The sequence below is a fragment of the Chitinophaga sp. OAE865 genome (assembly GCF_040546735.1).
GTDB lineage: Bacteria > Bacteroidota > Bacteroidia > Chitinophagales > Chitinophagaceae > Chitinophaga > Chitinophaga polysaccharea_A.
This window is the reverse complement of the sequence record NZ_JBEPOF010000001.1, coordinates 6,387,753-6,402,257: the sequence shown is the minus strand read 5'-3', so window position 1 is coordinate 6,402,257 and position 14,505 is coordinate 6,387,753. Positions and strand designations below refer to the sequence as shown.

General features: G+C 49.3%; 8 protein-coding genes. All 8 read left to right on the top strand.

The features are described 5' to 3' along the window. Positions 1-15: 15 nt before the first annotated feature. The 8 genes from ABIE50_RS25500 (at position 16) to ABIE50_RS25465 (ending at position 14,498) form a co-directional block, all read left to right on the top strand. Positions 16-2,385 carry an ABC transporter permease gene (locus ABIE50_RS25500; protein WP_209865146.1) on the top strand — a complete coding sequence of 790 codons (2,370 nt, stop codon included), beginning with the start codon at positions 16-18 and terminating at the stop codon, positions 2,383-2,385. Between the two features lie 96 nt (positions 2,386-2,481). Continuing rightward, positions 2,482-2,694 carry a hypothetical protein gene (locus ABIE50_RS25495; protein WP_142687871.1) on the top strand — a complete coding sequence of 71 codons (213 nt, stop codon included), beginning with the start codon at positions 2,482-2,484 and terminating at the stop codon, positions 2,692-2,694. 116 nt (positions 2,695-2,810) lie between these two features. Then, positions 2,811-4,046, top strand: coding sequence for a glycoside hydrolase family 99 protein (locus tag ABIE50_RS25490; protein ID WP_209865143.1), 1,236 nt, complete (start codon positions 2,811-2,813; stop codon positions 4,044-4,046). A 988-nt stretch (positions 4,047-5,034) separates the two neighbouring features. Then, positions 5,035-6,906 carry a chitobiase/beta-hexosaminidase C-terminal domain-containing protein gene (locus tag ABIE50_RS25485; RefSeq protein ID WP_209865140.1) on the top strand — a complete coding sequence of 624 codons (1,872 nt, stop codon included), beginning with the start codon at positions 5,035-5,037 and terminating at the stop codon, positions 6,904-6,906. A 40-nt stretch (positions 6,907-6,946) separates the two neighbouring features. Beyond that, positions 6,947-8,164 (top strand): type IX secretion system outer membrane channel protein PorV, encoded by a 1,218-nt coding sequence (gene porV, locus ABIE50_RS25480; protein ID WP_209865136.1) that lies wholly within the window; start codon positions 6,947-6,949, stop codon positions 8,162-8,164. A gap of 46 nt (positions 8,165-8,210) precedes the next feature. Next, positions 8,211-11,231, top strand: coding sequence for a SusC/RagA family TonB-linked outer membrane protein (locus ABIE50_RS25475; protein ID WP_354028172.1), 3,021 nt, complete (start codon positions 8,211-8,213; stop codon positions 11,229-11,231). Between the two features lie 30 nt (positions 11,232-11,261). Continuing rightward, entirely contained in the window at positions 11,262-12,839 is a 1,578-nt protein-coding gene (locus ABIE50_RS25470) for a RagB/SusD family nutrient uptake outer membrane protein (protein ID WP_209865133.1), read from the top strand. 39 nt (positions 12,840-12,878) lie between these two features. Further along, positions 12,879-14,498, top strand: a complete 1,620-nt coding sequence (locus ABIE50_RS25465; protein WP_209865130.1) for a carbohydrate-binding protein — start codon at positions 12,879-12,881, stop codon at positions 14,496-14,498. Positions 14,499-14,505 lie beyond the last annotated feature (7 nt).

Here is a 14,505-nt window from a genome sequence, read left to right as displayed (position 1 = left end):
GTATAACTGATACTGATGATCATGATAAGAAATTACTTCCGGATTGCATGGCGCAACCTGGTGCGCAATAAGGCTTTTTCTTTTATCAATATCCTGGGATTGGCTCTCGGGCTGGCCAGCAGCCTGCTTATGATCCTGTGGGTGCAGGATGAAAAAAGTGTGGATGCCTTTCATGCCAACAGTGATAAATTATACCAGGTATATGTGCGCCAGTTGTCTGCCGGGAAAGTGGATGCCGGCTATCTTACACAGGGACCGCTGGCCGCTGAGCTGAAAAAGGAAATACCTGAAGTAGCTTATGCCAGCGGGTTCCAGGCTTATCCGCCGGTGGCATTAAGGGTAGATGATAAAATAATGAAGATCACAGGGGCCTATGCCGGCGCCGATTTTCTCAGGATGTTCAGTTATCCCATATTACAGGGCAACAGAACCGCTGCATTGGATAAACCGGGTACCATTGCCATTTCCAAACACCTGGCTGAATTATTTTTTGGCAGCCCGGAAAACGCCCTGGGGAAAACATTGCGGTATGAAGATACTACAAGCCTCGCTGTTACCGCCGTATACGATATGCCGGTCAGCTCCTCCCTGCAGTTCGACTTCCTCCGCAACTGGGAAGATTTTACCGCTAATAATGCATGGACAAAAACCTGGGGCAGTTTCAGTCCGCTTACGTATATCCTTCTCCGTGACCATGCCGATGCCGGTAAGGTAGGCGCTAAAATAAAAGACTTCGTTTACAACTACCAGACCCGTAGCAACGATTCCTATATGGAGCTGGGATTACAGCCTTATAGGGAGAAATACCTTCACGCTGTATTCAATAATGGTGTTCCTGATGGCGGTCGTATAGAATACGTACGCCTGTTTACGTTACTGGCTATATTCATTATGCTTATCGCCTGTATTAATTTTATGAACCTGGCTACCGCACGTTCAGTAAAAAGGGCAAAGGAAGTAGGTGTACGAAAAGTAGTAGGAGCCAGGCGTTCTGCACTGATCCTTCAGTTTATCGGCGAAGCCCTGTTGCTGGCTTTCCTCTCGTTGGCGATCGCTTTACTGGTGGTAATGCTGCTGTTGCCTGCATTTAACCAGATTAGCGGAAAGCAGTTGGCATTGCCCGTTTCACAGCCTGCCTTCTGGGCTACCCTGCTGGGGCTAATGGTCCTCACCGGCTTTGTGGCTGGTAGTTATCCGGCGTTGTTCCTTTCCGCCCTGAACCCTGTGAAGGTGCTGAAAGGCAGCCTGAAATTCGGAGCCGGGGCCACTAATTTCCGTAAAGGGCTGGTGGTATTCCAGTTCACCTTATCCATCCTGCTGATGATAGGTATGTTCGTGATCTACCGGCAAATGGATTACGTACAGACAAAGAACCTGGGCTACGACCGGCAGAACCTACTCTATATTCCGATTGAGGGCGAACTGATCACCAAATACGACGTATTCAAAGCCGCAGCTGCTAACCTACCCGGCGTGCTGGCCATCTCAAAAATGAAAGAAACGCCTACAGTAATAGAACATCATAAAGGAGACCTGAACTGGGCGGGAAAAGACCCTAATGATCCTGCCTCTTTTGCCGATGCTGCAGTGGGGTATGACTTTGTAAAGACCTTACATCTCACCCTGCTGGAAGGTCGTGATTTTTCGAAGGAATTTGGCAACGATTCCGGCAGCTATATCCTGAATGAAAGCGCGGTGAAAAGAATTGGTTATACACACCCGGTAGGACAACCGTTCACACTCGGCAATGTTTCCGGTACCATCATTGGCGTGCTCAAAGATTTTCATTTCAATTCCATGCATGATGCCATTGAACCGCTGGTGATCCGTTTGGATGAGAAGCCAAAGTGGGGCAGTATCCTGGTAAGAACTGCCGGTGGCAAAACAAAGCAGGTCCTCGCGGGCCTGGCAGGCATCTGCAAAAATATCAATCCAAATTTCCCTTTTACTTACCAGTTCTCCGATGAAGAATATACGAAGCTGTATAAAAGTGAACAGATGGTAGGTAAATTGTGCAACTACTTTGCTTGTCTGGCAGTATTTATTTCCTGCCTGGGCTTATTTGGCCTGGCCATGTTCACCGCCGCGCAACGCACAAAAGAAATAGGGGTGCGGAAAGTCCTGGGCGCCTCTGAATCCAATATATTCATTTTGTTGTCGGCAGGCTTCCTTAAACCCGTATTTACAGGAATGCTCATTGCCTTTCCACTGGCATGGTTCACTATGAGCCGTTGGCTTACCCACTTTGCTTACAAAACAGATCTCGAATGGTGGATCTTTGGTGGAGCAGGGCTTATTACCATCATCATTGCTTTACTTACCGTAAGCTTCCAGAGCATCCGGGCAGCTGCCATGAATCCCGTGACAAGCCTGAAAACGGAATAATCCTACTGATTGGGGCGCTAATTCCCCATTATAACGCTAAAAACAGGGCCATAGCAATGGCATGTGTATTGCCGGTACTTACATAAACGCAACATTATGAAAGTACTTGGCATCATCCTCATTATTGCTGGTATTGCAATGATCCTTATCAGGGGCTTCTCTTTTCAAACAGAAAAGAAAGTGGTAGACATCGGCCCTGTTGAAATCAATAAGAAAGAAAACCGCTGGATAGGCTGGCCTACATACGCAGGCGGCATTGTAGCCATTGTGGGTGTGGTGCTGGTAGTATCCGGCAAACGGAAAGACTGACCTAACGCTTATCCATAAACGGTAATACATCCTGTTGGCAAAGTATTATCTTTAGCCTCATGCCGGTTGCCGTAGTGCACCCGCACCATCGGCTTAATCAGCGGCAAGAGAATAAGATGATAAGCAAAAAATTCCATGTTATTGTATCAGGCATCCTGCTGGTATGCATGTTCGCGCGCGCACAGCGCTATCCTACTTACAAAGGCCTGGTAATGGCCGGTTACCAGGGCTGGTTTAATACCCCCGGCGACAGTGCCGGCAGGGGATGGCATCACTACGAAAAAAGAGGCGTATTCCAGCCCGGTTCCTGCGAAATAGATTTCTGGCCGGATGTAAGCGAGTATAAGAAAACCTATACCACCGCTTTCAGTTTTGCAGACGGTAGGCCGGCCTCAGTTTTCAGTCCGCATGATGCTTCTACGGTATATCTTCATTTTAAATGGATGAAAGACTATGGCATCGACGGCGTTTTTATGCAGCGCTTCGTGGCCGAGATCAGGAACCCCAGTGGCAAAAAGCATTTCAACACCGTACTTGACAACGCTGTGAAAGCAGCCACTAAATATGACCGCGCTATTGCCGTTATGTACGACCTCAGCGGTATGCGCCCCGGGGAAGAAGAGCTGGTACTGAAAGACCTGGATGAGCTCACCGGAAGATACGACCTGCTGCATGGCAGTAAAAGTCCCACATACCTGCATCATAACGGTAAGCCCTTTATCGTGATCTGGGGCGTCGGCTTTAATGATCACCGCGTTTATGGTTTAAAAGAAGCAGAAACACTGCTGGATGCCATGAAGGCCAGGGGGTTCAGCGTAATGCTGGGCGTTCCTTCCTATTGGAGGGAGCTGCGCCAGGATGCCATCAGCGATGAAGGGCTGCACCGCCTTATTAAAAAGTCGGATGTAATTATGCCCTGGTTTGTGGGCCGTTACAATGGTAAAAGCTATGATGGCTTCAAACACCTGGTAGCCGATGATATTGCCTGGTGCAAAAACAACGGCGTGGATTATGTACCGCTGGCTTTCCCCGGCTTTTCCTGGAAGAACATGAACGGCCCCAGGGCCAATACTATTCCACGGGAGGGAGGTAGCTTCTATTGGCGACAGATTGCCGGTGCAAAAAATGCAGGTGCAGAAATGCTGTACGTGGCTATGTTTGATGAGATGAACGAAGGCACGTCCATATTTAAATGTGCAACGGAAGACAAGTTGCCGCTCAATGCCGGCGGTTCATTTACCGGTATCGAAACCAGTTTGGGAAGCGATTACTACCTGTGGCTCACCGGGCAGGCTGCCCGCTGGTTTCATGGCAAAGGAAAATACTCCGATCAGTTACCCGTGAGAAAATAATTTATAACAGGGATGCTTATACGAATTACGTATAGGGCATCCCTGTTGTGTATAAAATACGCTTTCTTCTTTTTAAAATAAATTTAAAAAGAAGCATTCCGGGTAGCGTTATTTTATCAGTGGCAGATGCTATTTTAACCTTTACCCGGCAACACATCCAGACGATAATTTTAGCTAAAATTATTTGCGATATTTTTTTTCAAACCTTTGGTTATTCAAATATCGCATCGTATTTTAGTAACGTTAAAACGTTTTAGCATTCCATTATGATTATCAAAAGAATAATTCCAAAATTATGATGTAGTATTACTTTAGACCAAAAGAAAGTTCCACGATTCCACGTTACAGGCATTTGTTTCTCTCATTTACTCAGGTTCAATTGTACAATCAGTTTTCCTCCCGTTTCACCACTCTTATACAGTTTTAGCCGTTTGCTGAAATAAGCCGGAATGTATTCCAGGCGCATGCAGACCCCGCAAAACCAGTATAGGAAGGCCTGGAAAGATCCTACAATCGGACGCTCATAAAAATGTAGTTGGACAAATCAGCTGAAGTATTTTATTAACTGAAATTTGCCGGGTACGTCTTGGTAAGGATATTCTTTGCCTTGGCCAGTCCCGCGTTACTGGCGTTTATTTGCCGGATACTACGGTATCCGGGAACCTTATTAGTGTGGCATTGCTAAACTATCAACTGAAATTTAATCCAGGTAAAATGGAATAACATCCCTGTTCCATTCACCCTATGTATTCACTGAGCAAATAACTGATGTCATGAAAACTTTTAGCAGTTAGTTTATAGCCATTAGCGCCTGTTGGTGCGCCGCCTGGCCGTGCGGTCACTTGTGCCGGTATCCGTAGGGATATGCCGGAACGGGATCCTCTTTTCATTACTTTTTTGTACCTGCATACAGGTACCGGGTAAGTCATGCCCTTTGCTCAGGAAATATAATTAGTAAGGATTGCTAATTAAAATTCATTTATTGAATATGAAACAATTTAACAACGCTCTGTTTATTCTCTGCTGTATAATAGCCATGCTGGTAAAATCCACCGCAACAGCTGCGGCCGCACCGCCTATAGATACTACACGGGGTGTGGTAGGCTATTATTTCCAGGACCCGCAGTCGGGCGGAAGCACTTTTACTACGCTGGTGTTCGACCGGGTTGATCCTAACTTCTGGTTTAACTGGGGGGATGGCTCTCCGGACCAGCGCATCACCAACGATCACTTCTCCGTTCGCTGGAAAGGATTGTTTCGTGTGCCCGTTACCGGTAGCTATACCTTTAATGCCAATGCAGACGATGGATTTAAGTTCACCATAAAAGATTACGCAAAACGGGAAGCCGATCCTGGAACAGTGGTCATGAATAATAACGGGAACTGCTGCGCCGACTTTTCCGGTACCATCAACCTGGAAGCAGGTAAGCTGTATCCTGTAGAAATGGAGTTCACAGAAAACGGAGGCGGCGCCAATATCATGTACTTCAAATGGACGGGGCCCGGTATTCCCCAGCAGCAGGTGCCGGCAGAATACTTTTATGCACTGCTGCCACAGGCCGCCGCCCGTCCTAAAATAACACCTGACCGGGGCCTGTTCGAAGACCATGTGGATGTTGTGCTGAGCACTACCACCGTGGGCGGTACTATCCGCTATACACTGGATGGCACCGTGCCTACCATCAATTCCCCTGTATTCAATCCGTTAACAGATACGCTGAAGCTCACCAACACCACCACCGTAAAGGCCAGTACCTGGATGGACAACATGTATGTATCGGAAGTATCTACCGCATTGCTGAGCATTATGCCACCGGCTTTGCCCAACCCGGTATTCGTGCCTTCCGCCGGTATCTACAGCGATCCTATAAAGATGGCGATCAAAGTAGCAGCCCCCGGGGCCACCATTTACTACACAACAGATGGCAGCACGCCTACTACCGCGTCACTGGTATACACCGATAGTATTCATATCGATTCCACCATGCGTATTAAAACCTTTGCGGTGAAAGAAGGCCGTTCCCCTTCACAGGTAATGGCTGCCACCTATACTATATTACCGGAGGGAGCAAAACAACCGGTATTCAGCGTGCCGGCCGGTAATTATAATGGCCCGCAGGAAGTTACCATCACCAGCGCCACACCCGGCGCCGTGATCCGCTACGCACTTAACGATAATGCGCTGAACTCCAATTCACCGGTGTATTCCAACCCGGTGAAGATCAATGCCACTGCTACCTTAAAAGCTTACGCCTCTGCCGGCGGGCTTACAGATTCAAAAGTAACCATCGCTGCCTATGTGATCGGCAATAACGACGTGGCAGTAAGCACGCCCCGGTTCAGTTTCCCCGGCGGTACCTACAACGGCGCCAGGCAGGTAGGACTGTTCACCGATACCAAAGATGCAGTGATCTATTATACCACCGATGGCAGCACGCCGGACGAAAACGCTACTGCTTACTTTAACCTTATCCAGGTGAGCGACAGTCTTACCATTAAGGCCATCGCCATCAAACCCGGTATGAAAAATTCAGCGGTGGCGGAAGCTACTTATATCATCACAGGGGGAGGGAAAGACACCAGTCTTATTAATACCAACCTGCCGCAGGGGCGGTTATCCATTACCCCAAATCCCGCTACGGACCAGGCCAGGATCAGCTGGACGGGGATGATCAATACCCGGGAGGGTTATCGTGTAGTCATTACCGATAGTAGGGGCGCAGTGGTGAATACCACGCTCATCACCAGTGGTTATACCTATTACATCGTTAACACACAATCGCTGGCCGATGGCGTGTACTTCGTAAAAGTACAATCCGGCAGCTCCGTGGTAAAAGGCAAACTGCTCATCTCCCATTAAAAAGAAAACAACGGCATCAACATTATATAAATCATTTGAAATGACGTATCCAGGTTTTAATCAGGAAAAAAGCATATCTCAACCGGTATCACGCCTGTACCGGTGGATGGCCACGGGCCTGATAGGCATCTCCCTGTTGCTGGCAGGGGAAAAGGCCTCCGCGCAAATGGCCTACAGCAGCACCGATGGCCGCACAAATGCGGTCAGCAATGCGGTGCCGTTCCTGCGGATCACTCCCGACGCACGCCGTGCAGCCCTTGGCGATGCAGGCATCGCTTTGTCGCCCGATGCCAGCTCGGTGTTCTCCAATCTCTCCCAGATATCATTTGCTGAGGCAGAAAGGACTGTTTCTGCGGGTTTTACCCCCTGGCTAAGGTCAATGGCCAGCGATGTGTACCTGGCCGATATAGCGGCTTACAGGAAGCTGGATGAACAGCAGGCGATAGGTGTAGGGTTCCGCTATTTCAGCATGGGCAGCATCCAGCTAACGGATTTCCAGGGAAACGACCAGGGAACGACACGGCCCGGCGAATTCTCCCTCGATGCGGGCTATACCCGCAGATTATCGGATCACTGGGCGCTGGGGGTAGCCTTCCGTTATATTCATTCCAAACTGGCATCCGGCCCCAAAGCCGGTGGTAACGGCGCTTACAAGGCTGGCAATGCCTTCGCCGGCGACCTGAGCGCCTCCTATACTTCAGTGACAGAATATGATGGTGGGCAACAGGGCACCTGGCGCTTCGGCGCCGTGATGTCAAACATCGGCACAAAGATCTCTTACGCAACCGACAGCCGGGATAAGTATTTCCTCCCTGCCAATCTTGGTATCGGTGGCGGCTATACGTACCAGCTGGATGATAAGAACGCACTCACCCTGACACTGGATATCAATAAACTGATGGCGCCCACACCGGATAGCACAGATGCAGATAAGGACGGTACCCCCGATTTCAGGCAGAAAGGCATTCTCAGCGGCGTATTCGGCTCCTTTGGCGACGCTCCGGGCGGCCTTAAGGAAGAACTGCATGAGCTGATGTATTCCACCGGCCTGGAATATACTTATGGCGGTCTGCTGGCGCTGCGTGCAGGATATTATAATGAGCACCGTACAAAAGGCAACCGGAAATACCTGGGCGCAGGATTCGGTTTGAAATATAAAATAGCGGGCTTCGATTTCTCTTACCTGGTTCCCGCCGGGGGAGATCCGCTGCACCCGCTGGCCAATACACTACGCATATCCATTTCAGCAACATGGTAAGGCGCAGGGCATTTAATATCATTTCTCATTTACAAAATATTAGTTTATGCATTTCATAATGCGACGCTGTGTTATAGGTTTACTGGCAGGTGGTTTTGCAGCAGGAACAGCAGCGGCTGAAAACAGGATACTGCCGGCGCTGTCCGGCTACGCCACTCCGCAGGATACTACAGTGAAAAAGAAATTGAGTGAGAAGGAGAAAAGAGACAGTATCCGTAAAACAATGATCCCGGTAGATACCAATCACCTGAAGCCTGCATCTTTCAGAAGCAATGGCATCGATATGGGCAAGGCGGCCATTTATCCCTATTCCTCCCTTCAGCAAATGCTGAAGGGCGAAGTGGCCGGCGTGTATATCCAGGAACCCGGTGGCGAGCCAGGTACTGAAATGGGCATGATGATCCGCGGCACCGCCATCCCGCTTACTTCCCATAAGGATGTATACGATGCACAGCCCCTGGTGGTGCTGGATGGCATTCCACTCATTATGGATCATCCCTTTGCCTTTGATATACAACAGTACGACTATAACCGCATAGGTCCCGCTACCAACCTGCTGGCGGCTATAGATCCCAATAACATCGCTTCCATTGAAGTGCTGAAAGATTATGCAGCCGCAGCTGTTTATGGTCCCCGTGCTGCCAACGGCGGCGTGATCTCCATCCGCACGAAAGCGCCGGTGATCGGCGGAAGAAAAATTGCTTTCAATACCTGGTTTGGTATCGCGCAAAAGCCTCATATCAATACTACCAATGCCAGGTTCGAAAATGAATTCAGGCAACCGTACTATAACCGGTATGCCAGCCTGGATAACATACTTACCTACCCGGCATACCTCCGCGATTCTACCAATGATGCATACTATGGCGCCTCCGACTGGACGGATCTTTACTATGCCAATAAATTCGTCCGCGGTGTAAACGCCAGCATCTCCAGCGGATCAGAACGTGCCAACTTCCGCTTCGCTGCCGGCAACGAGCAGATGAATAACCCCGGCGATAACACCCGCATGGACCGCTATAACGCTATGTTTGAAATTAACATGGTGCCGGTGTCATGGCTTACCATGTCAGCCATGATCAACGCCACCCGCCTGGAGCGCCGCCGTAACCGCAACCTGCGCGACCGCTTCGCGGATGTACAATACCTCCCGGATCTCGGCTCCCCGCTGCCGCCCAATAAAGCGGCATACGGCGCCTATCTCAGCGAGTATGATAAGTCCATCGATGAAAATAAAACCAACAGCATCAATGGGTTCTTTCGCCTGAAAGTGGCGTTCTCAAAAGACTGGAACTTTGTATCAGGCCTCGCGGCAGATTATAACGAAGGGCTGAGGGATGTGTTTTATCCCGGCACACTCATGGAAACGATCAACTATGTTTCCAATTATTTTGGATATAACCAGCGCGTCAGCTTTAATAATACACTCACCTTCCATCATAACTGGAATAATATACATGATGTGACAGCGGAAGCAGGCCAGGTATTTGAAGCAGATTTTAACCGCTATAATTACAGCTATGCCTACAACGGGCCTAACGATCTTATTAAGCTTAACCTGTTAAACTCTGATCCGGGCAACGCCAATTACCTGCTGCCCAAAGCATTTAAGAGCGCGCTGGTATACATGGCGCTCGATAAGCAGCGGCATCGTTTGTTGTCGTTTTACGGCCGTGGTATTTACCGCTATAAAGATGCGCTCGACTTTTCAGTGCTGGTACGCTCGGACGGTTCTTCCAGTATGCAATCCGATAACTGGTGGACGGTATCGCCCACCTTCTCTGCGGGATGGAACCTGAAAAGTACCCTGTTGCCGAACCAGGAAGGTATTAATGCCATGCGGCTTCATGCCAGTTGGGGGCACATCGCCCGCCTGCTTACAGACGACCGTTTCGGGGAAGGAACACAGTATCTCTCCGATCTTTCTTTCAGCAACAACCCGCTGAAGTTTTCCTATAACGCGCTGGGTGCATTGTCCAGGCCCTATTCCACCGGCTATGTGGGCAACAATATCAAATGGCCTTATTCAGACCAGCTGGACTTAGGACTGGATATAAGTTTCCTGCAGCAACGCATCAATGTATCACTGGATGTATATGATAAAACAGATAAGAATATGCTGTTTGATATACCCGGTGGTAACGAATACGGCTATACGTCTGTTTATGAGAACGGGTTGAAAGTTCGAAACCGTGGCGCCGACCTGGGCATCCAGGCAAACGTATTGCCAAAAACAAGCAGGCTGCAATGGATCCCATCTGCCAATATTAATTATAACCGGAACACACTGCTGGCATTACCCGGCGGTATTGATGAAATGCAGATTGGCACCGGTGCTGCTGCACGTAAGCTTAAAGTAGGCAGCGCTATCGACCAGTTCTGGGTGCTGGAAAACCAGGGCATCTATAATCGGGAAAGAGATATCCCGGTAAATCCCAAAACAGGACAAACCCGCACCTATAAAGGAACACCGCTTGCTGCCGGAGATCCTATCTGGACAGATCAGAACAACGACAACACCATTGATGATAAAGACAAGGTAATGAAAGGGCATTACCTGCCAAAGGTATCCGGTGGCTTCAGCAGTGATTTTACTTACCGCAATATCACTTTCAGCTTCACACTGTACTATGCACTGGGTAAAAAGATCCTGAACCAGGATGTAGCCAGTCACCTCGATTTTGTAAACCACGAAGGGCAGATCTCCATGGATGCAGTGAAGGAAATTACCTTCTGGCAGAAGGTGGGCGACTATAACCGCTATCCCCTGTATAATCCATGGAGCAAGGTAGGCGCTTACCGTGCAGACCAGGACCTGTTCCTGGAAGATGGCTCCTTCCTGAAGCTGCGGAATATTTCCCTGCAATATGATTTTACAAAAACACGCTGGTGGAATAAGCGGTCGGCCTTACATGGCCTCACCGTATATGGCACGGCCAGCAACCTGTTCACCATATCGCCTTACACCGGCGGCGACCCGGAGCTCATTTATTTTAACGGCGTTGATAACGGGTATGGTCTTCCTATTCCGAAAACGTATACCCTCGGCGTAAAGATGGACCTGTAGTATTAAATGAACTGCATAAAATGATTTTTGATGAAGTATTTATCTTCCAATAATAAAAAATTCAACAGGACATTTACGGCAAAATGGCTGTTGCTGTTATGTTTTTGCGGAGCGGCATTACAAAGCTGTAAGAAGCTGCTGGATGTGGATTCCTCGCATGCCGTGGCAGAGAAGAATATGTGGAATTCGCATGAAGATACCCGCAGCGCACTGATAGGCGTATATGGCTTAACCCGCGCCGCACTGGCAGACAATAACGCCTTCTGGATGTACGGGGAATTACGGAAAGGTGATTTTGCTGCTGTACAGCGCCAGGATATAGATGCAGTAGTCAGTAACAACCTGCATGCACCACTGGATATGCTCAATGAGCTTTCTAACTGGCGTCGCTTTTTTGCAGTAGTGAATGCCGCCAATCTTTTCCTGGAACATGTAGGAGAGGTAAAAGCAAGAGATCCCCGCTACAGCGAGCAGAACATGGCGGTAGACATTGCACAGATCCGTTTCCTAAGGGCATTTGCTTACTTTAATATGGTGAGGGTTTGGGGAGATGTGCCGCTGATCACTACCTCGCATGATGGGGAATTTACTGATCAGCCAAGAGCGCCGCAGGGAAAAGTGCTGGCATTCATTGAACAGGAACTACAGGCGGCAGCAGATAACCTGCCTTATGCCTACAGCGCCAACGATCCGCAACAGCAGGGCGACTACTACGCCGAAGGTGGTGATAAATGGAACGGCGTACTGGCCCGCAAGCTCAGTGCATATGCGCTCATGGCGCATGTAGCAGCCTGGCAGGCGAAGTACTCTCTCGTAGCCGCCTATACGAAATTTGTGCTCGACAATGCACAGAAAAGCTCGCTCGTGTTTGTGAAAACAGATCAGCTCACCAGTTCCAATGGTTTCTTTTCAGGAAGAGGCTCCAATAACTTTATCAACAACCACATGATTGCGTTCGACTTTGAGTTCACCAATGGCGAAGCATCCTATACCGGCCACCTGGAAGAGCTTACGCTGGCTGCGCCGGTGGTATCTAAGAGCCAGCCGGAGATCTATGTGCCGAAAGATACCATCCTTTCCCTCTTCGATCAGAACCGCGATGAACGTTTCAGCCTGGATAGTATCAGGGGGGAGCCCACCAGTACCCGGTACTTTACCAGCTTCGACAGTCATGTACCTATCTTCTCCAAAATAAAAGTAATACTCGATGGAGGTACCTCCGATCCTGATTTCCGCATGTACGGCAGCGCTATCATTTTCACCCGCCTGGAAGATATTGCCCTCCTGAGAGCCGAAGCGCTGGCAGTACTGGGAGAACAAACCGGCGCTATTGACCTGCTGAACCAGATCCGTGATCTCCGTGTAATGGAACGCTATGACGCCGGTAAGGAAGGCGATCTGGTAAACGCCATCTTCCGGGAACGTCGCAAAGAACTGATGGGAGAAGGACAACGCTGGTTTGACCAGGTGCGCTATCATAAGCTGAAACGCAGCGATGCCACATTCAACCGACTCATTGATGAAGGTGGGATCTACTGGCCCGTGGCGGAAAATGTATTGATGCAGAACAAACAGCTTACCCAGAATATTTACTGGATCAACAGGTAAGGAAAACGCTTTCTATTCTTAACAAACAAATTATTTCTCATGCGAAAGAACATATTTCGTGTTGGTGCAGTAACAGGACTGGTGATATTGTTCTTGTATGCCGGGTGTAAAAAAGACAGTGGCTACTACAATCATGAAAACACCATTCATGAGTTTGCAGGCAATACCTACGATTTTTTGAAGAGCCAGACCGGCGTATATGATTCCTTCCTGTTTGTAATAGATAAAACAGGACTGACAGACAGCCTGAAGAATGGTCACTATACCGTGTTTGCGCCTACCAATGCCAGTTTTGCAGAGGCAGTTTCCAATATGAATAATCTCCGCAAGGCACAGGGCCGCCCGTTACTGTACCTGGCTACGGTGGCGGAAAATGAACTGGACTCCATGGTATCGCGCTACATTATTCCAGGTGTGATCCCATCCGATAGTATGAGCAACCAGGATGGTATTTATCTCAACGGCGTGCGGTATGGTTACCGCATGCATGGAAGGTATGTATCCACCCGCGCGGAAGGATATACCGCTGGCGGCCCCGGCGTGATTGAATTCGCCAACACGAAAGGAGTTATTTATACACGCCAGTGGATCACCAGTAATACAGTGACCGTTGACATCAGGACCAGCAACGGCCTCGTGAACGTAATGGACCGCAATCACATCTTCGGCTTCGACGAATTCATCGGCCGGGTGAATCCCACGCTGCCCGTGCCTTTCAACGGAACGCCATTGCCTATACCCGGCACTATCTCCTTCGACCAGTTCGATAAAGGTGGTGAATCCGTAGCCTATCATGATAACGATGTGGCCAACAACGGAGGCAGGTACCGCCCGGGAGAAGGAGTGGACATTCAGGATGCCGGCGGCGGCGATAATGGCTACAACATCGGCTGGACCAACTCCGGTGAATGGCTCGCCTTCACCGTGTTTGTAAATGAGCCCGGCCAGTACCGCCTGTTTGTAAGGGCCGCTTCAGGAAAGAGCAGCGATGAAGTAGCAGGTACGCTTCACCTGGAAATTGACGGCGACTATATGACCAACGGTATCAAGATCAAAGGCACCAGCGGTGATCAGAACTGGTACGATAACGAAGTACTGACCCGCGATCTTCCGGCAGGAAGACATCTGCTGAAAGTAAAATATGATCTCTCCAATTATAACCTGCGCTACATGCGCTTTGTACCGCTCGACAAACCCTACCCTGTGCCAGGCACCATCCCGGCAGAAGCATTTGACCCCGGCGGGGAAGGCGTTGGCTACCACGATGCAGATGCCGGCAACAACGGCGGCAAGTTCAGAACCAGCGAAGGCGTGGATATAGGCATGGCGAAAGAAGGCGGCGGATATGAAATAGGATGGACCAGCGATGGTGAATGGCTTAACTACACCATTGACGTGAAGAAAACCGGTGATTACTTCTTCACCGCCAGGGTAGCCAGTCCCAATGCTCCAAACGGAAATAACCGCTTCCATTTTGAAATAGACGGACAGGATGTAACAGGGCCCATGACAGCGCCCAATACCGGCGACTGGAACAATTACACCGACGTCACTGCACCGTTGCCCGTACACCTGGAAAAAGGAACACATACCATGAGGTTCTTCCTGGAGAATGGCAACTATAATATCAGATCTTATAAAATCAGTGAAGTTAACTAAGGTTAAC

Bases quoted from the DNA above. Each gene is read 5' to 3' on its own strand.
- ABIE50_RS25500 (WP_209865146.1), top strand. From the start codon at position 16: ATGATCATGATAAGAAATTACTTCCGGATTGCATGGCGCAACCTGGTG.
- ABIE50_RS25495 (WP_142687871.1), top strand. From the start codon at position 2,482: ATGAAAGTACTTGGCATCATCCTCATTATTGCTGGTATTGCAATGATC.
- ABIE50_RS25490 (WP_209865143.1), top strand. From the start codon at position 2,811: ATGATAAGCAAAAAATTCCATGTTATTGTATCAGGCATCCTGCTGGTA.
- ABIE50_RS25485 (WP_209865140.1), top strand. From the start codon at position 5,035: ATGAAACAATTTAACAACGCTCTGTTTATTCTCTGCTGTATAATAGCC.
- porV (WP_209865136.1), top strand. From the start codon at position 6,947: ATGACGTATCCAGGTTTTAATCAGGAAAAAAGCATATCTCAACCGGTA.
- ABIE50_RS25475 (WP_354028172.1), top strand. From the start codon at position 8,211: ATGCATTTCATAATGCGACGCTGTGTTATAGGTTTACTGGCAGGTGGT.
- ABIE50_RS25470 (WP_209865133.1), top strand. From the start codon at position 11,262: ATGAAGTATTTATCTTCCAATAATAAAAAATTCAACAGGACATTTACG.
- ABIE50_RS25465 (WP_209865130.1), top strand. From the start codon at position 12,879: ATGCGAAAGAACATATTTCGTGTTGGTGCAGTAACAGGACTGGTGATA.